At 58.7% G+C, this 22,033-nt stretch carries 17 protein-coding genes; 6 read left to right on the top strand and 11 right to left on the bottom strand.

Going from position 1 to position 22,033, the window contains the following annotated elements:
• Positions 1-59 precede the first annotated feature (59 nt).
• The gene (gene yjgA, locus K3169_RS05365; protein WP_263270489.1) at positions 60-581 is read left to right on the top strand and encodes a ribosome biogenesis factor YjgA; all 522 of its coding nucleotides are present in this window, start codon (positions 60-62) and stop codon (positions 579-581) included.
• Positions 582-631: 50 nt separating this feature from the next.
• Here the strand turns inward: yjgA and tldD are convergent, their stop codons facing one another.
• The 8 genes from tldD to mreB all read right to left on the bottom strand — a co-directional run bounded on the left by tldD (position 632) and on the right by mreB (position 12,076).
• Positions 632-2,071, bottom strand: a complete 1,440-nt coding sequence (gene tldD / locus K3169_RS05360) for a metalloprotease TldD (protein WP_027898155.1) — start codon at positions 2,069-2,071, stop codon at positions 632-634.
• A gap of 2 nt (positions 2,072-2,073) precedes the next feature.
• Positions 2,074-2,925, bottom strand: a complete 852-nt coding sequence (locus K3169_RS05355) for a carbon-nitrogen hydrolase family protein (protein ID WP_099270969.1) — start codon at positions 2,923-2,925, stop codon at positions 2,074-2,076.
• A gap of 202 nt (positions 2,926-3,127) precedes the next feature.
• Positions 3,128-6,946 carry a YhdP family protein gene (locus tag K3169_RS05350; RefSeq protein ID WP_263270488.1) on the bottom strand — a complete coding sequence of 1,273 codons (3,819 nt, stop codon included), beginning with the start codon at positions 6,944-6,946 and terminating at the stop codon, positions 3,128-3,130.
• Positions 6,947-7,123: 177 nt separating this feature from the next.
• Positions 7,124-8,581, bottom strand: a complete 1,458-nt coding sequence (gene rng, locus K3169_RS05345; protein ID WP_027902220.1) for a ribonuclease G — start codon at positions 8,579-8,581, stop codon at positions 7,124-7,126.
• The gene (locus K3169_RS05340) at positions 8,578-9,177 is read right to left on the bottom strand and encodes a Maf family protein (protein ID WP_263270487.1); all 600 of its coding nucleotides are present in this window, start codon (positions 9,175-9,177) and stop codon (positions 8,578-8,580) included. Before K3169_RS05340 ends, rng begins: the two co-directional genes overlap by 4 nt.
• Positions 9,178-9,249: 72 nt before the next feature.
• The gene (gene mreD / locus K3169_RS05335; protein WP_027902218.1) at positions 9,250-9,741 is read right to left on the bottom strand and encodes a rod shape-determining protein MreD; all 492 of its coding nucleotides are present in this window, start codon (positions 9,739-9,741) and stop codon (positions 9,250-9,252) included.
• On the bottom strand, positions 9,734-10,819 hold the full coding sequence (gene mreC, locus K3169_RS05330) for a rod shape-determining protein MreC (RefSeq protein ID WP_411567044.1): 1,086 nt from the start codon (positions 10,817-10,819) through the stop codon (positions 9,734-9,736). Before mreC ends, mreD begins: the two co-directional genes overlap by 8 nt.
• Positions 10,820-11,038: 219 nt before the next feature.
• A complete protein-coding gene (gene mreB, locus K3169_RS05325) occupies positions 11,039-12,076 on the bottom strand; it encodes a rod shape-determining protein MreB (protein ID WP_020292894.1) in 1,038 nt (345 codons plus the stop codon).
• 208 nt (positions 12,077-12,284) lie between these two features.
• On the opposite strand from mreB, the gene gatC reads away from it, so the two are divergent.
• From gatC to K3169_RS05300, 5 genes are all read left to right on the top strand, one after another.
• Positions 12,285-12,572: an Asp-tRNA(Asn)/Glu-tRNA(Gln) amidotransferase subunit GatC gene (gatC, locus tag K3169_RS05320; RefSeq protein WP_027902216.1), complete on the top strand. Its 288-nt coding sequence runs from the start codon at positions 12,285-12,287 to the stop codon at positions 12,570-12,572.
• A gap of 15 nt (positions 12,573-12,587) precedes the next feature.
• Positions 12,588-14,039, top strand: a complete 1,452-nt coding sequence (gene gatA / locus K3169_RS05315; RefSeq protein WP_099270973.1) for an Asp-tRNA(Asn)/Glu-tRNA(Gln) amidotransferase subunit GatA — start codon at positions 12,588-12,590, stop codon at positions 14,037-14,039.
• A gap of 12 nt (positions 14,040-14,051) precedes the next feature.
• Entirely contained in the window at positions 14,052-15,497 is a 1,446-nt protein-coding gene (gatB, locus tag K3169_RS05310; RefSeq protein WP_027902214.1) for an Asp-tRNA(Asn)/Glu-tRNA(Gln) amidotransferase subunit GatB, read from the top strand.
• Between the two features lie 150 nt (positions 15,498-15,647).
• Positions 15,648-16,025 carry a septal ring lytic transglycosylase RlpA family protein gene (locus K3169_RS05305; protein ID WP_122397675.1) on the top strand — a complete coding sequence of 126 codons (378 nt, stop codon included), beginning with the start codon at positions 15,648-15,650 and terminating at the stop codon, positions 16,023-16,025.
• Positions 16,026-16,054: 29 nt separating this feature from the next.
• A complete protein-coding gene (locus tag K3169_RS05300; protein ID WP_263272228.1) occupies positions 16,055-17,122 on the top strand; it encodes a calcium/sodium antiporter in 1,068 nt (355 codons plus the stop codon).
• On the opposite strand, the gene K3169_RS05295 is transcribed toward K3169_RS05300, so the two are convergent.
• The 3 genes from K3169_RS05295 to K3169_RS05285 all read right to left on the bottom strand — a co-directional run bounded on the left by K3169_RS05295 (position 17,119) and on the right by K3169_RS05285 (position 21,921).
• Entirely contained in the window at positions 17,119-18,060 is a 942-nt protein-coding gene (locus tag K3169_RS05295; RefSeq protein WP_231675179.1) for an AEC family transporter, read from the bottom strand. The two genes, K3169_RS05300 and K3169_RS05295, sit on opposite strands and share 4 nt — an antisense overlap.
• A 269-nt stretch (positions 18,061-18,329) precedes the next feature.
• Positions 18,330-19,892 (bottom strand): alkaline phosphatase D family protein, encoded by a 1,563-nt coding sequence (locus K3169_RS05290; protein WP_263270482.1) that lies wholly within the window; start codon positions 19,890-19,892, stop codon positions 18,330-18,332.
• Between the two features lie 298 nt (positions 19,893-20,190).
• Positions 20,191-21,921 (bottom strand): PTS fructose-like transporter subunit IIB, encoded by a 1,731-nt coding sequence (locus tag K3169_RS05285; RefSeq protein WP_255886749.1) that lies wholly within the window; start codon positions 21,919-21,921, stop codon positions 20,191-20,193.
• Positions 21,922-22,033: the final 112 nt, after the last annotated feature.

Below are 22,033 nucleotides of genomic sequence, written 5' to 3'. Positions count from 1 at the left end.
GGCCGGACAAGAGGCCCATGACTGGTTATCATGGCGGCGTTTATTTGCGGACTGCCCCCATGGTTGATTCTTACGACGACTCCCTCGAAGGGGAGAAAAGCAAAACCCAGGTCAAACGCGAGCTGCATGCTCTGGTTGAACTTGGCGAGCGTCTTGTGTCGCTCAAACCTGATTTGCTGAACAAGCTGCCTTTGACCGATCCGCTGCGCAGAGCCTTGGCCGATGCGCCCAAGCACACGGCTCATATCGCACGCAAACGGCATATTCAGTTCATTGGCAAGCTGATGCGCGATCAGGATCTGGACGCCATTCTGGTGCTTCTCGATCAACTCGATGCCTCCACTCGCCAATACAACGAACGTTTTCACGGCCTGGAACGCTGGCGTGATCGCCTGATCGCTGGTGATGACGGTGTCCTCGAAATGTTCGTTGCTGAATATCCGGAAGCGGATCGTCAGCAGCTGCGTTCATTGATCCGTCAGGCCCAACACGAGCTGGCCCATAACAAGGCGCCTGCGTCGAGCCGGAAAATCTTCAAGTACATCCGTGAGCTGGACGAGAAACAACGCGGTTTGCGTTAACACTCGACCATGGGGCGGACTGTTCATCAGTCTGCCCCGGCCTCACAACCTCAACCGCCCGTGCCGCCTACCGTGATCGCATCGATCTTCAGGGTCGGCTGACCCACACCTACCGGAACCGACTGACCATCCTTGCCGCAGGTACCGACACCGCTGTCCAGCGACAGATCGTTACCGACCATCGACACCTTGCTCATGGCTTCCGGCCCGTTACCGATCAACGTTGCACCCTTGACCGGGGCAGTAATTTTGCCGTCTTCGATCAAATAGGCTTCGCTGGTGGAGAAAACGAACTTGCCGCTGGTGATGTCTACCTGACCGCCACCCAGGTTGGCGCAGTAGATACCGCGCTTGACCGACGCAATGATTTCCTGCGGATCGCTCTGCCCACCCAACATGTAGGTATTGGTCATGCGTGGCATCGGCAGGTGCGCATAGGACTCACGACGACCATTACCGGTACGCGCTACGCCCATCAGGCGTGCATTGAGTTTGTCCTGCATGTAGCCCTTGAGCACACCGTTTTCGATCAGGGTCGTGCATTCAGTCGGCGTGCCTTCGTCATCGACGCTCAACGAGCCGCGACGTCCAGCCAGGGTGCCGTCATCGACAATGGTGCAAAGCTTTGAAGCAACCATCTCGCCCATACGGCCACTGTAGGCCGAACTGCCTTTGCGATTGAAATCGCCTTCCAGGCCGTGACCAACCGCCTCGTGCAGCAAGACACCGGACCAGCCGGAGCCGAGAACAACGGGCAGCGTGCCCGCCGGTGCAGGAATCGCTTCGAGGTTGACCAACGCCTGACGCAACGCTTCACGGGCATAACCCATGGCGCGGTCGTCGCTGAGGAAATAACGGTAATCGGTACGCCCGCCGCCGCCATGACCGCCACGCTCGCGACGGCCGTTCTGCTCGACGATGACGCTGACGTTGAAACGCACCAGAGGGCGCACATCGGCCGCCAGACTGCCATCAGTGGAAGCGACGAGAATACGTTCCCAAACGCCCGCCATGCTCACCGTGACCTGCTGAATACGCGTATCCAGTGCACGGGTGGCAACGTCAACCCGCTTGAGCAGTTCGACTTTCTCCGCGCGGGTCATCACTTCCAGTGGGTTATCCGGCGCATACAACTGGGCCACGTCCTGTGCAGTGAAAGCCTGCACGGTGCCATTCTGACCGGCGCGGGAAATCGAGCGCGCAGCGCGAGCTGCCGTGGTCAGGGCTTCGTGAGTGATTGCATTGCTGTAGGCAAAACCGGTTTTCTCACCCGATTGGGCACGCACGCCAACTCCCTGATCGAGGTTGAAGCTGCCCTCTTTGACGATGCCGTCTTCCAGCGACCAGGACTCAGAAATCTGCCCCTGGAAATACAGGTCAGCGGCATCAATGCCTGGACCGGCCAGCTCGCCCAACACCGATTGAAGGCTGTCGAGGTTCAAGCCACCAGGTGCCAGAAGGTGTTCGCTGACAGAGGACAAGTCGCTCATATTCACTCCGAGGTCTGCACAGGCCGCACGGCGTCCTGCGTAAAAAATCGCCGGTGACTGGACACCGGCATCCGCGCCCTGATGGACGCCTGTTCTTCGTTGTCCCGTTCGGCCAGCAGCACCGCCTCGCCCTGCGCCTGTTCGGCCAGGACTCGCCCCCAGGGGTCGACGATCGCTGCATGCCCATATGTTTCCCGAGGTCCCGGATGAACTCCGCCCTGCGCGGCCGCCAGCAGATAGCACTGGGTTTCAATAGCTCGCGCACGGATCAGAATGTCCCAGTGCGCTGCGCCGGTAACGGCGGTAAAGGCCGACGGCGCAGTAATCAATTCAGCCCCTGCCTTTCGCAGAGCGGTGTACAGCTCAGGGAAGCGCAAGTCGTAGCATACGGTCAAACCGAGACGCCCCACTGGCGTGTCGGCAACCACCACATTGCTGCCATGAGCATAGTCGTCGGATTCCCGATAACGTCCACGACTGTCTGACACGTCCACATCAAACAAGTGCAGCTTGTCGTAACGCGCCACGTGCTCGCCATGCTCATCAATCAACAATGAACACGCGGTAATCTTGCCTTCAGGATTATCAATCGGCGGTAAAGGTATGGTTCCGGCAACTATCCATAACTTGAGGTCGCGAGCGGCCAGTTTCAACCATGGCAGGATTGGCCCCTGGCCTAAAGCTTCCGCCCGGCCGATATCCGCGACATCGCGACGGCCCATGGCAGCAAAGTTTTCCGGCAGTACCGCCAGGCGCGCTCCAGAAGCAGCAGCTTGTTCCAGCAGTCGCCGGGCCTGAGCCAGATTGCCCGGCACGTCGCTCTGGCTAACCATTTGAATCACGGCAAAAGACATGGCGGCCTCTCCTCAAACAACACGCGCCCACCCGAACCGGAATGCATTTTCTCTGTAGGAGCTGACGAGCACCGCGAGGCTGCGATAGCGGTCAATCTGATACACCGCTATCGCAGCCTCGCGGTGCTCGTCAGCTCCTACAGAGTCTTGCGGTGTCTGGACGGTAGCCCTCGTAATGGCTCCCACTGTACTCCATGACGAACTATTGAGGTTTTTCAAACGGCTTGTCGAACGTGATCTTCGGCTCTTTCCAGGGCCCTTCGACCTTGTACTGAACACTGGCGAATCGTGCGACACGATCGCCCAGCAGCTTATCGACCAGGAACAACGCCCCGCCAATAGCGGGAGCGCCGACAATCAAAGCAGCGATCGGAAGGTTATTAGTGACCGGCAGCGTCACCAGCAGCTTGGCATCGACTCGATCCTTGACCATGTCCAGCGTCCCGTTCAACTCCAGATTGCTCGAAGGCCCCGTCAGGGTAATCGGCGTGCGCGTGACATAAACACCATCGCTCGCGATCAGCAGGCCTTTGACCCTATCGTAGCTCAACCCTTTGCCCAGCAAGTCGGAGAAATCAAGACGCAAGCGGCGGCCGATGGAGTTGAAGTTCAGCAGGCCAAATACTCGTAATGCCTGTGCTCCGCCTTCCACCTCGACAAACTGGCCTTTTTCAAGCTTGGCATCCAGGCTGCCGGAGAAACGCTTGAGCGCCACCCAGGCCGGTGATCCGGGCCAACGACCATCGGCGTTCAATTCGAGTTTTTCGGCAGTGACCGTTGGGGCAAACCCCCATGCCTTGAGGATATCCCCGAGGTTCTTGCCTTCAACATTGCCCCGGTACCAACTGCTGGTTGAACCCGGCGTGCCTTCCCAGCCACCCTCGCCTTTCAAACGTATGCCCTTGAGACCCAGGTCCATGTCAGACAGACGAATACCTGTGGGCGTCGGACGAATCTTGAGGGCCCATGCGCCCAATAACTGCTCGCCCTGAAACAGCTGCGTGACCTTCACATCAAGCGCCGGAATCTGGCTCGGATCGATATCGGCCAGTGGGTCTGGTGCATTCTCTACAACTACTGCGGCTGGATCAGGCGCAGGCAGTCGGACATAAAGCATGTCAATGCCAATAGGTGCGGTCTTCACGTCAGGAAGCGTCGCCGTACCCTTGGCAAGCTGGCTATCCAGCGAAAGCGCCCAGTTGTCGGTGTTGCGTTTTAGTTGAACACTGGCGTTGTCCAGCGTGGTGCCCATGGCGGTCAGCTTGCCAATCTGCAGGTCGACGTTATTGACCAATTGCTTGGCGCTACTACCGGGATTATCACCGGCGTAACGTTTAACCATTGCTTGCCAGGGCGCGACATCGAGTTCCGAAAGTGAGCCTCTGACACGCAGGCCTTTGGCGTCCGGGACAATGGCGCCGCCGTCGCCGAGAAACACCTCGCCACGCCCGTCGCCCAGTTTGTCCGGTGTCGCGGCGTAAGCCAGATTGGCCAGCTTGCCGTAGGCAAAACCAAAGCGCCGTTCAGCGCCCTGAAGGGTCATGCGGAATTCGCTGTCCAGGCTACTTTCAGCCGACTTGCCGAACGGTGCGGGCAAATCCACTGCTACGCCTTTCAGGCTGGAGTTGATCCGCAACGAGCTATCTGTGCCCAGAGTCAGTTGTAGCTGATAAGGAATATCGCCAGAAACAGGTAACGGCTGGGTAACGCCCAACCATTCAGTCAGACGTTTTACCGTGACCTGGCCGTTGGCAACCACACGAGTAAGATTGGCGCCGGGCTTGCCTTCCGCAGCGATTTCCGCAGTAACAGGGCGATCAAACGCCTGCGCCTGAACACCCTTACCACTTAACCCCTTGGCATTATCAAAGCGAAACTCGCCTTTCAATTGGGTCAGATCCAGCGCCGGGTCAGCCAGTTTCAACCGTGCGCCCTGGGTGCTGAAGTCCACAGCGATTTTCGGTTCCTGCCCTTTGACCAACGGGATATCCAGCTTCAGCTTGCCATCCAGCGGCCCCGTACCCTGCCATCCCGCGAAGGTACTGGCAGTACCAATAGGCGCCTCCTGCAAAATCTTCACGCCATCGGCCAGTTGACCGGAAAAGTTGCCGTCTACCAGCAAATGGCTGGGTTGTCCGGCTGGAGTGTGGGGAATATTGACCTGTACCTTGCTGATATCGGTATTGAGCAGCTTGCCCTTGCTGGCTTTGACACGCACGCCACTGTTCTCGACATACACCTTGCCGTCCACGCCAGTCAGCTGCGGCCAGCCGGGCTCGAAGTCCAGCGTCGCGTCACGCACCTTGAAAAACAGACTGATAACGCGAGCCGTGTCAGCCGCGTTCTTGCTCAGCGAACCCTGGTACTGGAAGAAACCCTGGTCAACCTTGCCGCCGATGATCGCCGTACGCAGCCACTTGTCCAGATCCGGACTGAGGACAGCCGGCAGGTACTTGCTGGTGTAACTGCCGTCGCCATCGACCATGCCCACGCGCAGGTCCATGTAGTCCTCATCCGCCCGCTCATGCTCCAGATGCAGTCGAATCAGGAAGTCCGCAGCGATCTTGCCCTCGTCGCCCAGCACTTTGATGTAGGGCGCGATCAGCGTGAAAGTCTCGTCATCCAGACGCCAGGTCAGGCGAGCATTGGCTTTGGGATAGGTCCACTCGTTTTTGAAAATCGGATACAGGTGCAGCATGAAGTTGTCGCTGTCGAGGCGCAGTTCACCCTGCCCCAGATCACCACTGATCGCGCCGCTGACATTTCCCGCCCCAGGAGCACCGTGATAAGCATTAAACCCGATGTTTTCCAGATTGGCGGCGAAGCTCAGGCGCTTGTCACCCACCGCTTGCGGGCGGTAATCCACCAGTGCGTTACGCAGTGCACCCGTCACCTTGAGGTTATCAACGACCTGCATGAAGGTGTCCGGCAACGGAGCCAGAGACTTCAACAGAGGCGTCACCGGAGTCAGATCAAGCCGGTCAGCCTGAACATGCCAGGTTTCTTCCTGATCGCTGGTGGCGATCTTCTGCTCAAGCTGAATGCGGCTTTCCCAGCGCTGGCCGTTCAGGTCCATGGCCAGAGAGCCAAGGTTCACTTCAAAGCCGCTATCGTTTCGTTCAAGCCACGCGTTGAGCGCCAGATTGTCGATCTTCGACGATTTTCGCTCGGCATAAGCCGCTTTCAGCGTCGGCGCATTGAGGCGTGCGACAGCACTTTGCACAGTGCCCTTGCCCCAGCTCAGCCAGAACTCGCCACCCGCCTTCAGGGTCGATACTTTCCATTCGCGGGTCAGGGTTTTGGGCAGCCACTTCGCCCAGTCGCTTTGTGGCAGGCTCAGGTAGATATCGGCTTCACCCTCCTTCCACGCGCTGGCCTGAATCCGCGAGCGAACGTTAAGGGCAAGTGGTTGACCATCCGGGAGTGTCAACCGCGCATCAAGACGCTGATGGGTGCTGCCCGTCGCCAGACTGATGTTCACATAAGTCAGGGTCAGCGGTGCTTGCTCAAAAGGCTGCAGGGTGACCTGACTGTTGAGCAGAGAGAGGCGCGATACAACCTGCATCTGGTTGAGAATCTGCTCGGGATCAAGCGTTTTATCATCCTGGACCGGCAAACCTTGCAGCGCCCAATGACCGTCCTGATCCTCCTTGAGGATCACCTGCAAACCGTTGACTTCAACGTGGGAAAGTCGCACATCCCATGCCAGCAAGCTGGCCCAGAGATCAGGTTCGGCGCGAACTTCATCAAGACGCACAGCGTTTGCGCCCTCGCCGACCATTACATCGTTGGCGACGAAAACCGGTGAAAAGCCACGCCAGCTGCCTTCAAGGCTGCCGATAGCCAAGGGCATGCCGACTGCAGCCTGCGCCTTGCTCTGGACTTCAACACGGTAACCCGCGACCAGTGGCGTCAGCTCACGACCGACGCTGACATACAGAGCCGCCAGGATCAGAACCAATGCGCAGAGACTCAGACCCCAGCGCGTCAGGAGCGAGGCCAAACGTGTCAGACGCCCCATTTCAGCGAGCCTCCGGAACGGTATGCGCGCCAATCGGCTTGCGTGAAATGGCCCCACTTAATGGTGCTGATACTGCCAGGGGTTAGCTCATTTACCACGCATAGTTCTCTGCTTGTGACGGCATGCATGCCGCTGGCCCTGAGGCACCGTTAACAATTCAATCTATCAGGTGCACTGTCAGAGCAGCACGACATCGTATTGTTCCTGTGAATACATGGTTTCTACCTGAAAACGAATAGTGCGGCCGATGAACGCTTCCAGTTCCGCCACATTACCCGACTCTTCGTCCAGAAGGCGGTCTACAACTCGCTGATTGGCCAGTACCCGGTAGCCCACCGCCTGATAGGCACGGGCCTCACGCAGAATTTCCCGGAATATCTCGTAGCAGACGGTTTCCGGCGTCTTCAGCTTGCCGCGCCCCTGGCAAGCATGACAAGGCTCGCACAGCACCTGCTCAAGGCTTTCACGGGTTCGCTTGCGGGTCATCTGCACAAGCCCCAACTCGGTGATCCCGATGATGTTGGTCTTGGCGTGATCGCGCTCCAGTTGTTTCTCCAGGGTACGCAGGACCTGACGCTGGTGCTCACCGTCTTCCATGTCAATGAAGTCGATGATGATGATGCCGCCCAGATTACGCAGGCGCAGTTGACGGGCAATGGCCGTTGCCGCCTCCAGATTGGTCTTGAAGATGGTTTCTTCGAGGTTGCGATGCCCGACGAAGGCGCCAGTGTTGACGTCGATGGTGCTCATTGCTTCGGCCGGATCGATCACCAGATAGCCGCCGGACTTGAGAGGAACCTTGCGCTCAAGCGCCTTCTGGATCTCATCCTCAACGCCGTAGAGGTCGAAGATAGGCCGCTCGCCAGGGTAATGCTCCAGGCGGTCAGCGATCTCAGGCATCAGCTCAGCCACGAATTGCGTGGTTTTCTGGAAGGTTTCCCGGGAGTCGATGCGGATCTTCTCGATACGCGGGCTGACCAGATCACGCAACGTGCGCAGCGCCAGACCAAGATCTTCGTAGATCACATTGGGCGGGCTGACGGTCTTGATCTGCTCACCGATCTGATCCCAGAGGCGGCGCAGATAACGAATGTCCATAAGGATTTCGTCAGCCCCGGCACCTTCGGCCGCAGTACGCAGGATAAAGCCGCCAACCTCTTTGATGCCTTCGAGGGCAACGCAATCGCTGACCACTTTTTTCAGTCGCTCACGCTCGCCCTCGTCCTCGATCTTCAGAGAAATCCCGACGTGCGCCGTCTTGGGCATGTACACCAGATAGCGCGAAGGAATTGACAGCTGCGTCGTTAGTCGCGCGCCTTTGCTGCCAATCGGATCCTTCGTGACTTGAACGACGAGGCTCTGACCTTCGTGCACCAACGCGCTGATGGTTTCGACGGCAGAGCCTTCACGCATGGAGATTTCCGAGGCGTGAATGAACGCTGCACGGTCCAGCCCGATATCAATGAACGCGGCCTGCATGCCGGGCAAAACCCTGACAACCTTGCCTTTATAAATGTTGCCCACGATGCCGCGACGCTGGGTCCGCTCGACGTGAACCTCTTGCAGAACACCGTTTTCCACCACTGCCACGCGTGATTCCATTGGCGTGATGTTGATCAGAATCTCTTCACTCATGACTTGTCACCTTCCTGGCCTTGCCAACAGGGTATGCCGAAACGGCTCAGCAGTTCTGCGGTTTCGCATAGCGGCAAGCCCACCACTGCGGAATAACTACCGTGCAAACCCTCGACGAAAATCGCCGCCAGGCCCTGAATAGCGTAGCTGCCTGCCTTGTCCTGAGGCTCGCCACTGGCCCAGTAAGTCTGGATTTCTGCAGTAGAGATCGAGCGAAAACGCACCCGACTGGAGACGACGCGGGTTTCGCAACGCTGTTGATTGACCAGCGCAATCGCCGTCAACACCTCGTGTTCACGCCCTGACAACGCCGTCAGCATGCTCCGGGCATCCGCTTCATCCAGCGGCTTGCCGAGGATATGACCGTCCAGCACCACAGCAGTGTCAGCCCCCAACACGCAGCCCTGATCATCGGTCAGCAACGCCAATCCGGCTTGCGCTTTGCAACGGGCAAGACGCTCGACATAGGCCGTCGGGGTTTCTTCGCTGTGGGGAGTTTCGTCAATCTGTGCGCTGAGCACCGTGAAGCGAACGCCAATCTGGGTCAGTAATTCCCGACGGCGCGGCGAGCCAGAGGCCAGAAAAAGCGGGGGCATTGGGACATCTCCGTGTCAAAGATCGTGATGCGGCCCCGAGCCAGAGATGCTTACCCGGGGCTGCATGCTGCGTCAGTTGATTTTCAAACGCTTGCTCAAGCCTCGCAGGCCATAGCTGACCCAAGGCCATAACAACGCACTGACCAGAGCAGGCAACACCAACGCCAGCGTCGGCTGTCGATTGCCGGTCAGAGCGCTGAGCCAGAGCTGGGCCAACTGGGCCAGCCCATAGATAACCAACAGAATCAGACACTGTTGCCACATGGGGAACATGCGCAAACGCTGCTGCAGGGACATCACCAGAAAGGTGATCAGACACAACGTCAGGGCGTTCTGCCCCAGCAGTGTGCCGTACAACACGTCCTCCATCAGCCCCAACAGCCATGCGGTGGTCATGCCGACCTTATGGGGCAGATACAGCGCCCAGAAGGTCACGAGCAGCGCCAGCCAGAGCGGACGAAAAATTTCCATGAACTGCGGCAGCGGCGAAACGCTCAACAGCAAACCGACGACGAAAGTGAACCACACGACCCACCCGTTACGTTCCGGGGCATGACTAGCCATCGATTCTCTCCCGAGTGGCGGCAGGCGCGGTGGCCGGTGGCTTGGTCGCGGCAGGCTTTACAGGCGGCTTGCTGGCGGGCTTGGGTGCTGGCGTGGCCGGCGTTGCGGCGGGTGTTGCAGCTGGCGCGGCGGCAGGAGCCGCAGCCGGAGCAGCAGCACCATGGGCAGCAGGCGTGGAGTGTGTCGTCCCGGCAGGAGCGGCTGCGTTATTGACAGGAGCAGTCGCCGGTACGGCAGCCGGATCGACACCTTTCTCGATGGACTCCTGGGCACGCGCGGCATCGGCGGCGCGCTCTTCCGGCGAGCGACCGTCGGAGAACACCAGCAGCAGGTAACGGCTGCGGTTCAATGCAGCTGTCGGCACGGCCCGCACGATAGCGAACGGTTGTCCGGAGTCATGGATGACTTCTTTAACGGTTGCGACCGGATATCCGGCAGGAAAGCGCTGACCCAGACCGGAGCTGACCAGCAGATCGCCTTCCTTGATGTCAGCGGTGTCCGCGACATGGCGCAGCTCCAGACGCTCCGGGTTACCCGTGCCGCTGGCAATCGCACGCAGCCCGTTGCGGTTGACCTGCACTGGAATGCTGTGAGTCGTGTCGGTCAGCAGCAGCACACGCGAGGTGTAGGGCATCAACTCGACCACTTGCCCCATCAGGCCACGTGCGTCGAGCACTGGCTGACCCAGGACAACGCCGTCGCGCTCGCCTTTGTTGATAATGATTCGATGGGTAAACGGATTGGGATCCATGCCGATCAGTTCGGCCACTTCAACCTTCTCGTTGACCAGTGCCGACGAGTTGAGCAACTCGCGCAGGCGCACGTTCTGCTCGGTCAGGGCCGCGAGCTTTTGCAGGCGCCCTTGAAGGAGCAAGGCTTCAGTCTTGAGTTTTTCGTTTTCAGCGATGAGTTCGGTACGGCTGCCAAACTGGCTGGCCACACCCTGTATCAAACGCTGCGGCAGATCGACGATCCAGTACGACTGCATCAGTACCAGCGACATCTGGCTGCGCACGGGCTTGAGCACGGTGAACCGCGCATCAACGACCATCAGCGCCACCGATAAAACGACCAGCACCAACAGGCGCACGCCCAATGAGGGGCCTTTTGCGAAAAGCGGTTTAATAGGCCGCTCCTCCGAAGCAGGATTTCAATCGGCTGTTGTTATTCATGAGATATGCAACCGGCTTGAACAGGTAGAAAAAGTAACGCCATATTTTGGCGTCAGCCTAACGCATACAGGTAGCCAAATCGCTACCTGTACACATAAGGATGCATGATAGGTCCTGCCGGCGAGTTACTCGCTGGAGAGCAGATCCATCGTGTGCTTATCCATCATTTCCAGCGCACGGCCACCACCACGCGCTACGCAGGTCAGCGGATCTTCGGCAACGATTACCGGCAGACCTGTTTCCTGAGCCAGCAATTTGTCCAGATCACGCAGCAAGGCACCACCACCGGTCAACACCAGACCGCGCTCGGCGATATCGGATGCCAGTTCCGGAGGCGACTGCTCCAGCGCGCTTTTCACGGCCTGAACGATAGTTGCCAGAGATTCCTGCAACGCTTCCAGCACTTCGTTGGAGTTCAGGGTGAAAGCACGTGGAACGCCTTCAGCCAGGTTACGGCCACGCACGTCGACTTCACGCACTTCACCACCTGGGTAGGCAGTACCGATTTCCTGCTTGATGCGCTCGGCAGTGGATTCGCCGATCAGGCTGCCGTAGTTACGACGCACGTAGGTGATGATCGCTTCGTCGAAGCGGTCGCCGCCAACCCGTACGGATTCGGCATAAACCACGCCATTGAGCGAGATCAAAGCGATTTCAGTAGTACCGCCACCGATGTCGACAACCATTGAACCGCGTGCTTCTTCGACCGGCAGACCGGCACCGATGGCAGCAGCCATTGGCTCTTCGATCAGGAACACTTCACGGGCACCAGCACCCAGGGCCGACTCGCGAATCGCGCGTCGCTCAACCTGTGTGGATTTGCACGGTACGCAGATCAACACCCGAGGGCTTGGCTGCAGGAAGCTGTTTTCGTGAACCTTGTTGATGAAGTACTGCAGCATTTTTTCGCAAACGCTGAAGTCGGCGATAACGCCGTCTTTCATTGGGCGAATAGCGGCGATGTTGCCTGGGGTACGGCCGAGCATGCGCTTGGCTTCCATCCCGACAGCAACGACGCTTTTCTGGTTTCCGTGGGTCCGAATGGCCACAACTGATGGTTCATTCAGAACGATGCCGCGCTCACGCACGTAAATAAGGGTGTTGGCAGTGCCCAGGTCGATAGACAGATCGCTGGAAAACATGCCACGCAGTTTCTTGAACATGGGAAAGGGACCCTAGGGAACGCGTGGGTAAAAAAGTGCGGCAAACTCTAACAACGACAGGGATTTTGGGCAAGGAGCCAATATGCTAAATTAGCGGTTTTTCCGAGCACGACCCTCGACGTTCGCGGCCTTCTGACCGTAGAAATGCGATAGTGTTCCTCAATCTACCACACGGATCCAATCCGTAGGCATTCCACTGGAGAACCCCATGGCGCTTGATCGCTCCGACGTGGAAAAGATCGCTCATCTGGCGCGAATTCGCCTGAATGACGCCGATGTCCCGCGTACTACCGAAGCACTTAATAGCATTCTTGGGCTGGTTGATCAGATGCAAGCGGTCGATACCACCGGTATTGAACCCCTTGCCCACCCCCTCGAAGCGTCCCAACGCCTGCGCGAAGATGTGGTTACCGAGCGAAATCGCCGGGACACCTATCAAGCCATCGCACCAGCGGTCCAAGACGGCCTTTATCTGGTTCCAAAAGTCATCGACTAAGGGAATGTGCCTTCAATGCATCAAATGACTCTGGCCGAGATCGCCCGCGGACTCGCCGATAAAAAGTTTTCTTCCGAAGAATTGACCCGTGTCCTGCTCGCGCGTATCACGCAGCTCGATCCACAGCTCAACAGCTTCATTACCCTCACCGAAGACCTGGCCATCACTCAGGCGCAGGCCGCTGACGCACGTCGCGCTGCCGGTGAAAACAATCCATTGCTGGGCGCACCACTGGCTCACAAGGACCTGTTCTGCACGCAAGGTATCCGTACCAGCTGCGCGTCGAAGATGCTCGATAACTTCAAGGCGCCATATGACGCCACCGTTGTTGCCAAGCTGGCCGCAGCGGGCACCGTGACCCTTGGCAAGACCAACATGGACGAATTCGCCATGGGATCGGCCAACGAGTCCAGCCACTACGGCGCGGTGAAAAACCCGTGGAATCTTGACCATGTGCCGGGCGGTTCCTCAGGGGGTTCGGCTGCTGCAGTAGCTGCGCGCCTGCTGCCTGCCGCCACCGGCACCGATACCGGCGGCTCGATTCGCCAACCGGCCGCACTGACCAACCTGACCGGCTTGAAACCGACCTACGGTCGTGTTTCCCGTTGGGGCATGATCGCTTATGCGTCCAGCCTCGATCAGGCCGGTCCGTTGGCACGCAGCGCTGAAGACTGTGCGCTGCTGCTGCAAGGCATGGCCGGTTTCGACCCACTGGACTCCACCAGCATCGACGAACCCGTTCCAGATTACAGCGCCAGCCTCAACGGCTCGCTGCAGGGACTGCGCATCGGTCTTCCAAAGGAGTATTTCAGCGCCGGTCTCGATCCGCGCATTGCAGATATGGTCATGGCCAGCGTCGAAGAGCTGAAAAAGCTCGGTGCCGTGGTCAAGGAAATCAGCCTGCCGAACCTGCAACACGGCATCCCGGCTTATTACGTGATCGCTCCGGCAGAGGCTTCGTCCAACCTGTCGCGCTTTGACGGCGTGCGTTTCGGCCATCGCTGCGAAGAGCCAAAAGACCTTACAGACCTGTACGAGCGCTCCCGCGCCGAAGGCTTTGGCCCGGAAGTACAACGCCGGATTTTGGTGGGTGCCTACGCGCTCTCAGCGGGTTATTACGACGCCTACTACTTGCAGGCGCAAAAAATCCGTCGCCTGATCAAGAACGATTTCATGAGCGCTTTTGCCGAAGTCGACGTGATCCTCGGCCCGACCACGCCTAACCCGGCCTGGAAAATCGGCGCCAAGACCAACGACCCGGTCGCCGAGTACCTGGAAGACTTCTACACCATCACCGCCAACCTCGCGGGTCTGCCGGGCTTGTCCATGCCTGCGGGCTTTGCCGATGGTCTGCCGGTAGGCGTGCAATTGCTCGCCCCGTATTTCCAGGAAGGCCGCCTGCTGAACGTTGCCCATCAATATCAGCAAGTCACCGATTGGCATCTGCGCAGGCCTGACGGCTTCTAAGGAGAAAACACAATGCAATGGGAAGTCGTTATCGGGCTGGAGATTCACACCCAGCTTTCGACCCAATCAAAGATTTTCTCTGGCAGCGCCATCGCGTTTGGCTCCGAGCCCAACACGCAGGCCAGCCTGGTTGATCTGGGCATGCCGGGTGTTTTGCCGGTGCTCAACAAAGAAGCCGTGCGCATGGCTGTCAAATTCGGTCTGGCGGTAGATGCCGAGATCGGCCAGCACAACGTGTTTGCCCGCAAAAACTACTTCTACCCTGACCTGCCCAAGGGCTATCAGATCAGCCAGATGGAATTGCCGATTGTTGGCAAAGGCCACCTGGACATCACCCTTGAAGACGGCACCGTGAAACGCGTCGGCATCACCCGCGCCCACCTTGAAGAAGACGCCGGCAAAAGCCTGCACGAAGACTTCAGCGGCATGACCGGTATCGACCTGAACCGCGCTGGCACTCCGCTGCTGGAAATCGTTTCCGAGCCGGACATGCGTTCGGCCAAGGAAGCAGTGGCTTACGTTAAAGCCATGCACGCACTGGTTCGTTATCTGGGCATCTGCGACGGCAACATGGCGGAAGGCTCGCTGCGTTGCGACTGTAACGTTTCGATCCGTCCCAAGGGCCAGGTTGAATTCGGTACGCGCTGCGAGATCAAGAACGTCAACTCGTTCCGCTTCATCGAGAAGGCGATCAACAGCGAAATCCAGCGTCAGATCGACTTGATCGAAGATGGCGGCAAGGTCATTCAACAGACCCGTCTATACGACCCGAACAAAGACGAAACCCGCGCCATGCGCAGCAAAGAGGAAGCCAACGATTACCGTTACTTCCCCGATCCGGACCTGCTGCCAGTAGTGATCGAAGATTCATTCATCGAAGAAACACGCGCCACGCTCCCGGAGTTGCCTCCGCAGAAGCGCGAGCGCTTCCAGAGTCAGTTCAGCCTGTCGGCCTATGACGCTAGCGTGCTGGCCTCCAGCCGCGAGCAGGCGGACTACTTCGAGCAAGTGGTCAGCATCAGCGGCGACGCGAAGCTGGCCGCCAACTGGGTCATGGTCGAGCTGGGCAGCCTGCTGAACAAGCAAGGCCTGGAAATCGAAGAATCGCCGGTCAGTGCCGAGCAATTGGGCGGCATGCTCAAGCGCATCACCGACAACACCATTTCCGGCAAAATCGCGAAAATGGTTTTCGAGGCAATGGCCAATGGTGAAGGCAGCGCCGATGAGATCATCGAAAAACGCGGCTTGAAGCAAGTGACTGACAGCGGTGCCATCGAGTCAATGCTCGACGAGATGCTCGCAGCCAACGCCGAACAGGTCGAACAGTACCGCGCTGCTGATGAAGCCAAACGCGGCAAGATGTTTGGCTTCTTCGTCGGTCAGGCCATGAAAGTCTCGAAAGGCAAGGCCAACCCGCAGCAGGTCAATGAACTGCTGAAGAAAAAGCTGGAAGGTTGATTTAAAAAACTCTAATAGTCACAACGACCTGTAGGAGTGAGCTTGCTCGCGATTCGGTATGCCATCCAGCGTATCTATCGAATGGCCTGACGCTATCGCGAGCAAGCTCACTCCTACAGATTGCGTCCAGGCATTCAAGGATCGCACCCCATGCTGCGGCTTCTCGGCACCACAGCTCTGTTCACCTTTCTGGTTGGCTGCGCCAGCCAGAATCAGACCATCGATGCTCGCGGTTACAACGAAACCGGCAACGCCTCCTATTACGGCGCCCGGCATCACGGCAAGCGTACCGCCAGCGGCGAACCCTTTGACCAGAATGGACTCACTGCGGCCCATCGCCAGTTGCCCTTTGGTACCCGGGTCAGAGTCACCAATCTGGATAACGACAAAAGCGTGATCGTCCGGATCAATGATCGCGGTCCTCACACCCGTGGTCGATTGATTGATTTGTCACGTGCTGCCGCCGAACAAATCGGTATGCTGCGCAGTGGCACCGCGCCCGTGCGTGTACAAAGTCTGAGCGACTAAGGACGCCCCGAATTCTCGAACTCTCATCCCTGCCGTTTCCCGATGTCCTTCAGTGGATATGCGGCCTGCTGTTGCTGTTGATCGGAGCCGAACTCTCAGTGCGTGCCGCGGTGAGTGTGGCAACCACCCTCGGCGTGCGCCCCTTGTTCATCGGTCTGACATTTGTCGCACTGGGCAGCAGCGCGCCGCAAATGGCAGTCGGCCTGCAAGCAGCCTTTACTTCCAGCGCCGACATCGCCGTGGGCAGCGTGGTGGGCAGCAACATCTTCAATGTACTGGTCACTCTTGGGCTGTGCGCCTTGATCATTCCGTTGCGGGTGACCCGGCAGTTGGTGCGCCTGGAGATCCCGTTGATGGTTGTCGCCAGCGCACTGGTGCTGGCTCTTTCCTGGAACGGCGTGCTGGGCGCGCTCGATGGCGCGATTCTATTACTGGGTTTGCTGGCCTACCTGCTGATCGTTTTGCGCCAATCCGGGCAACGCTTTGCCTATCGCCAGTCAAGCGGATCGGAGCATTCGCGCAAAACCGGCCAGGTGCTGCTGCGTCTCGGAGCGTTGTTTACCGGCATCGCCTGCGTCGTACTGGGCAGTCATCTGCTGGTGGCAGCATCGGTGGTGATCGCGATAGACCTTGGTTTGTCCGAACGGGTGGTCGGCTTGACGGTGATCGCAGTCAGTACGTCCCTGCCCGCCCTGACCACTTCGTTAATCGCGGCGCTCCGTGGCGAGCGTGACATCGCCGTGGGCAACGTGATTGGCAGCAACCTGTTCAATCTGCTGGGCGTGCTGGGCATCACCGCGTTGATCGCACCAGCACCACTTTCTGTTTCACCCAATGCGCTGGATTTTGACTTACCCGTGATGCTCGGGGTAGCGGCGCTGTGCATGCCGCTGTTCTACTCAGGTTACAGGATCACCCGGATTGAAGGGCTAATTCTGCTGTCGCTGTATCTGGCGTATGGGTTGCACATTGTGTCGTTCACCACCGGCATGCCGCTCGCCGATAAACTGGAGCGACTGATGGTGCAATTTGTTCTGCCGGTGTTCGCAGTGATGATTACCTTCAACACCATCCGGGCGTGGCGACGTCAGCACTAGATCCAGCCGCCCCATTGCAGGATAAAAATCCCGACATTGGTGGTCACTGCGGCCGCCAGCGTTGTGATCACGATGATCGCGGCCGCCAGCACGTGATTGCCATTGGCCGCCCGGGCCATGACATAGCTGGACGCAGCGGTCGGGCTGGCGAAGTACAGGAACAGAATCCCCAACTCCGGACCGCGAAAACCACACAGCCAGGCTGCCAGCGTAGACAGCACCGGCAAAGTGACCATTTTCATAACGCTGGCGCTGACGGCCAGCTTGCCACTCTGATGCAGCGAACTCAGCGACAGCGTGCCGCCGATACAGATCAGCGCCAGTGGCAGAGTCATCTGCGCGAGGTAATTGCCCGACGTCTCGATCCAGTGCGGCAGGCCGATCTTGAAGTAGGCGAACGGCGAGGCAAGCATGATGCTGATGATTAGCGGGTTGCCCAGCACGCTTTTGAACAGGCTCCACGGGTCGGATTTGATCACCGGGCTGTAGACCGCGAGCACGATGGTCGAGAGCGCGTTGTAGAACAGAATGACCAGGGCGGCGAGAATCGCCCCCAGAGAGATACCGTAATCGCCGTACATGCTGGCAGCCAGCGCCAGGCCGATCACGCCGTTATTACCACGAAAGGCGCCCTGAACAAAAACGCCACGGTCTGCCAGCGGCACGCGCCAGATCGCCCAGGTCCACGCAAAGGCGAAACCGGCCAGAGTGATGATGGTGAAAAAGACCAGCAGCGAGGGCTGCAACGCTTCACGCAGATCAGCGTGGATAATGCCGAGAAACAACAGCGCGGGCATCGTCACGTTAAACACCAGACTCGACGCAGTCATGATGAAATTGTCGTCAATCCAGTTGATGCGCTTGAGCAGCACACCCAGGAACAGCATGGCGAAAACCGGCGCGGTGATGGCCAGGGTCTGATAGAAAATGTCCAGCATCGTCGAACCCTGCCCCGTCGTTAGGTGGCTAATGATAAGCCAGCATAGACGAGAACGTTACAGGGAATTTCTGGCTGGGCTCCGGACAAAACCCAAACACGGTGATTGTGTGCCTGCCCAAAAGTCGATGTGCGACACAAATCCTGTGGGAGCCAGGCTTGCCGGCGATAAGGCTGGATGCGGTTCACTTTTAGATCGCGCCCGGCCTTATCGCCGGCAAGCCGGGCTCCCACAGAAGATTTCATTACAGATCCAGATGCTGCTTAACTTCATGCATCCCGAGCTGGCACCAGTTTCTTCTCGAACACCGACACCCCGTCCAGATCCCGCAAGGTCACGGTCATCTCCGAGCTTTGGCCGTCGATGTTCACTTCACCAAAAAACTGGAAACCGGCAAATGGAGAGGTATTTTGCGCAGGCGGGGCCTTTTGGAAGACCAGTTCAGGGCCGAAGGTCTTGTCCAGCGCGTTAGGGCCAAAGCTGCCAGCGTTCAACGGCCCGGCAACAAATTCCCAGAACGGGTCGAAGTCCTGAAACACAGCCCGATCCGGTTGGTAGTGATGCGCCGCGCAGTAATGCACATCGGCGGTCAGCCACACGCAGTCGCGGATTTTCTGTGCGCGCAGATAGGTCAACAACTCGGCGACCTCCAGCTCGCGTCCAGCCGCAGGGCCGTCCTGGCCGTTGGCGATGGCTTCCCAGCGCGCGACGCCAGGGCTGACTTCGCCATCCGGTACGCCCAGACCAATCGGCATATCGGCTGCGATAACTTTCCATTGTGCGGTGGAGTTCTTGAGCCCGCTTTTCAGCCAGTCCAGCTGCGTACGCCCCAGGAAAGCCGTGGTAGGCCCCGGTTTATCCGCCAGGTTTGAATCGTTGCCGTCCCGATAACTGCGCATGTCCAGCACGAACACATCCAGCATCGGCCCGTAACTCATCTTGCGATAGATGCGCCCGCCGTTATCCGCTTCCTGCAAACGCATGGGCGCATATTCCAGAAACGCCTGTCGGCCACGGGAAGCCAGCAACTGGATGTCCTTGACCTTGTAGCGATCATCCAGCTGTTTGCTCGACGACCAGTTATTGGTCACTTCGTGGTCGTCCCATTGCCAGATTTGCGGCACTTCCGCGTTGAAGCGGCGCAGGTTCTCATCCATCAGGTTATAGCGATAAGCACCGCGATACTCGTCGAGGGTTTCCGCGACCTTGCTCTTGGCTTCGGTGGTGAGGTTGCGCCAGATGCGTCCGTCTTCCGCGACGATCTGCGCCGGAACCGGGCCGTCCGCATAGATGGTGTCGCCGCTGTGGATAAAGAAATCCGGCAGACGCAGACGCATGGCTTCATAGATACGCATGCCGCCTATGTCCGGGTTGATGCCGAAACCCTGGCCGACCGTGTCGCCGCTCCAGACAAACCTCAGGTCCCGACGCTGTTGCGGGACGCTGCGCAGATGGCCGAACCAGGGTTCACTGGTCACGCCTGATTGCGCATCTTCAAACATTACCCGGTAGAAAATCGCCTGATCGGTCGGCAAACCGCTCAGCTCGACTCGCGCGGTGAAATCGGTGCGTTGGTCAGCGAGGGCTGAGACCGCACGACGCAGGTTGGTGAACATGCTGCGGGTGTCCCACTCCACGACCATGCGCGACGGTCGATCACTGCGACTCCAGACCATCGCCCGATCACCCAACACGTCACCGGACTGCACCCCGTCGGTGATTTTCGGCCGGTCCTGAATCGAAGCGATAACGGCTGGAGCCAGACCGGGCAAAAGCAAGCCTGCGCCAGCTGCCTGAATGATGCGGCGACGTGTCGGGTCGAACTGAGTCATGGAGGGTCCCCTTGTTGAAGGTAAAGGGGAAAGCTAGCAGTGCAAGATGGGGAAAATATGACAGTTGGGCCAACATTGAACCGGTAGGAGCCAACTTGTTGGCGAGAGGCGGTGTGTCTGTCAAATCGCCTCGCGAACAAGTTCGCTCCTACCAGGGACGGTGGGGGAAATATGACAGCGGGGCCAACACTGAACCGGTAGGAGCCAACTTGTTGGCGAGAGGCGGTGAGTCTGTCAAATCGCCTCGCGAACAAGTTCGCTCCTACCAGGACGTCGCATTATCAGGGCAAGGTGTAAATCACGCCTGCGCTGGCGCAACCTCCATCTCAGCCACTTCCGGACGCTTGAGCAACGCGTAGGTCACGCCTGTCACCACGCTGCCCGCAACAATTGCCAGCAGATACAGCAGCGCATGATTAATTGCATTCGGGATCAACATCACGAACAGGCCGCCATGCGGAGCCATCAGCTTGCAGCCGAAGTACATCGACAACGCACCGGTCAGCGCGCCACCGGCAATACTCGCCGGAATCACCCGCAGCGGATCTTTCGCAGCAAACGGAATCGCACCTTCAGAGATGAAGCACAGCCCCAGAACAAACGCGGCCTTGCCCGCTTCCCGCTCGCTCTGGGCGAATTTATGGCGGGCGATGAAGCTGGCGATGCCCATGCCAATCGGCGGAACCATGCCCGCAGCCATCGCAGCTGCCATGGGCGCGTAGCTCTGGGACGCCAGCAAGCCTACCGAGAACGCATAAGACGCTTTGTTGATAGGGCCGCCCAGATCGACACACATCATCGCCCCGAGTAACACGCCCAACAGAATGGCGTTGGTGGTGCCCATGCTGTTGAGGAACACTGTCAGGCTTTCCAGCAACCCTGCGACAGGCCCGCCCACGGCGTAAATCATCAGCAGGCCGGTGATCAGACTGGCCAGCAACGGAATAATCAGAATCGGTTTGAGCGCCTCAACGCTGGCAGGTAAACGCACGTAGCGATTGATCGCCCAGGCGCTATAGCCCGCGATGAAACCCGCTGCGATCCCGCCAATGAAACCTGCGCCCAGGGTGCTAGCCAACAGACCACCGATCATGCCCGGGGCCAGGCCTGGACGATCGGCGATGGAGTAGGCGATGTACCCGGCCAGCAACGGCACCATCAACGTAAAGGCAGCATCACCCACCTGTTTCAGAACTGCGGCCAGGGTGCCTGGCTCCTTGAAAGCTTCAATGCCGAAAACAAACGACAGTGCGATGAGCAAACCGCCCGCCACCACCATCGGCAGCATGTACGACACACCCGTCAGCAAGTGTTTGTAGACGCCGGTTTTCTCCTGCTTGGCCGGTGCGGTCGATGCACTGCCAGAAGACTCCACCTGCCCCTCAGCCAGCGCTTTTTTCAGCGTGGCGTCGGATTGCTTGAGGGCAATACCGGTGCCGCAGCGATAAATACGTTTGCCCGCGAAGCGCTCGGTAGCCACTTCGATATCGGCGGCCAGCAACACCACGTCAGCGTCGGCAATCGCCTGGGCGCTGAGCGGATTACGTGCACCCACCGAGCCTTGCGTCTCGACCTGAAGCTCATAGCCCAGACGTTTGGCTGCCTGCTGAATAGCCTCGGCAGCCATGAAGGTGTGCGCAACGCCCGTCGGGCATGCGGTAACCGCAACGATGCGCGGTACTGCGCCAGTCGCTGCAGGCGCTACGGCAGAAGATGCCTCGTAGACTTTGGCCTGCTCGGACGCGCGATGCAGGAAGCCGTCCACGTCTTGCAGCGCGTGAGCGGGAGAGTCTTGAAAAAGACGCTTGCCCACAAAGCGGGACAGATCGACTTCACCGGTGTTGACCACCAGAATCCAGTCGGCGTCAGCAATTTCCTGAGCAGACAAAACCTGTGTCGGGTTGCGCGGATCAAAGACCTCGACGCAGGTGCTCCAGCCCATACGCTGGGCGGCGGCATCCAGCAGCCTCGCACTGAGAACGCTGCTGACCTTGCCGTTCGGGCAGGCTGTCACAATGGCTAATTTCATTACCTGGCCTCTCTTATTAAACAGCGCATAACCAAGTTGATTGGAATGCATTCTGTAGGAGCTGCCGAAGGCTGCGAAAGCGGCGTGTCTGACACACCTGATCGCAGCCTTC

It is taken from the genome of Pseudomonas phytophila (assembly GCF_025643095.1).
GTDB classification, from domain to species: Bacteria; Pseudomonadota; Gammaproteobacteria; order Pseudomonadales; family Pseudomonadaceae; genus Aquipseudomonas; species Aquipseudomonas quasicaspiana.
The sequence above is the reverse complement of the archived record's forward strand: the minus strand, read 5'-3'. Positions and strand labels throughout refer to the sequence as shown.

Excerpts from the sequence above, each read along its gene's own strand:
- tldD (WP_027898155.1), bottom strand. The coding sequence starts at position 2,071 with ATGAGCGACTTGTCCTCTGTCAGCGAACACCTTCTGGCACCTGGTGGC.
- K3169_RS05305 (WP_122397675.1), top strand. The coding sequence starts at position 15,648 with ATGCTGCGGCTTCTCGGCACCACAGCTCTGTTCACCTTTCTGGTTGGC.
- rng (WP_027902220.1), bottom strand. The coding sequence starts at position 8,581 with ATGAGTGAAGAGATTCTGATCAACATCACGCCAATGGAATCACGCGTG.
- yjgA (WP_263270489.1), top strand. The coding sequence starts at position 60 with ATGGTTGATTCTTACGACGACTCCCTCGAAGGGGAGAAAAGCAAAACC.
- mreD (WP_027902218.1), bottom strand. The coding sequence starts at position 9,741 with ATGGCTAGTCATGCCCCGGAACGTAACGGGTGGGTCGTGTGGTTCACT.
- K3169_RS05285 (WP_255886749.1), bottom strand. The coding sequence starts at position 21,921 with ATGAAATTAGCCATTGTGACAGCCTGCCCGAACGGCAAGGTCAGCAGC.
- mreB (WP_020292894.1), bottom strand. The coding sequence starts at position 12,076 with ATGTTCAAGAAACTGCGTGGCATGTTTTCCAGCGATCTGTCTATCGAC.
- gatB (WP_027902214.1), top strand. The coding sequence starts at position 14,052 with ATGCAATGGGAAGTCGTTATCGGGCTGGAGATTCACACCCAGCTTTCG.
- gatC (WP_027902216.1), top strand. The coding sequence starts at position 12,285 with ATGGCGCTTGATCGCTCCGACGTGGAAAAGATCGCTCATCTGGCGCGA.
- K3169_RS05295 (WP_231675179.1), bottom strand. The coding sequence starts at position 18,060 with ATGCTGGACATTTTCTATCAGACCCTGGCCATCACCGCGCCGGTTTTC.
- K3169_RS05355 (WP_099270969.1), bottom strand. The coding sequence starts at position 2,925 with ATGTCTTTTGCCGTGATTCAAATGGTTAGCCAGAGCGACGTGCCGGGC.
- K3169_RS05340 (WP_263270487.1), bottom strand. The coding sequence starts at position 9,177 with ATGCCCCCGCTTTTTCTGGCCTCTGGCTCGCCGCGCCGTCGGGAATTA.
- K3169_RS05290 (WP_263270482.1), bottom strand. The coding sequence starts at position 19,892 with ATGACTCAGTTCGACCCGACACGTCGCCGCATCATTCAGGCAGCTGGC.
- gatA (WP_099270973.1), top strand. The coding sequence starts at position 12,588 with ATGCATCAAATGACTCTGGCCGAGATCGCCCGCGGACTCGCCGATAAA.
- K3169_RS05350 (WP_263270488.1), bottom strand. The coding sequence starts at position 6,946 with ATGGGGCGTCTGACACGTTTGGCCTCGCTCCTGACGCGCTGGGGTCTG.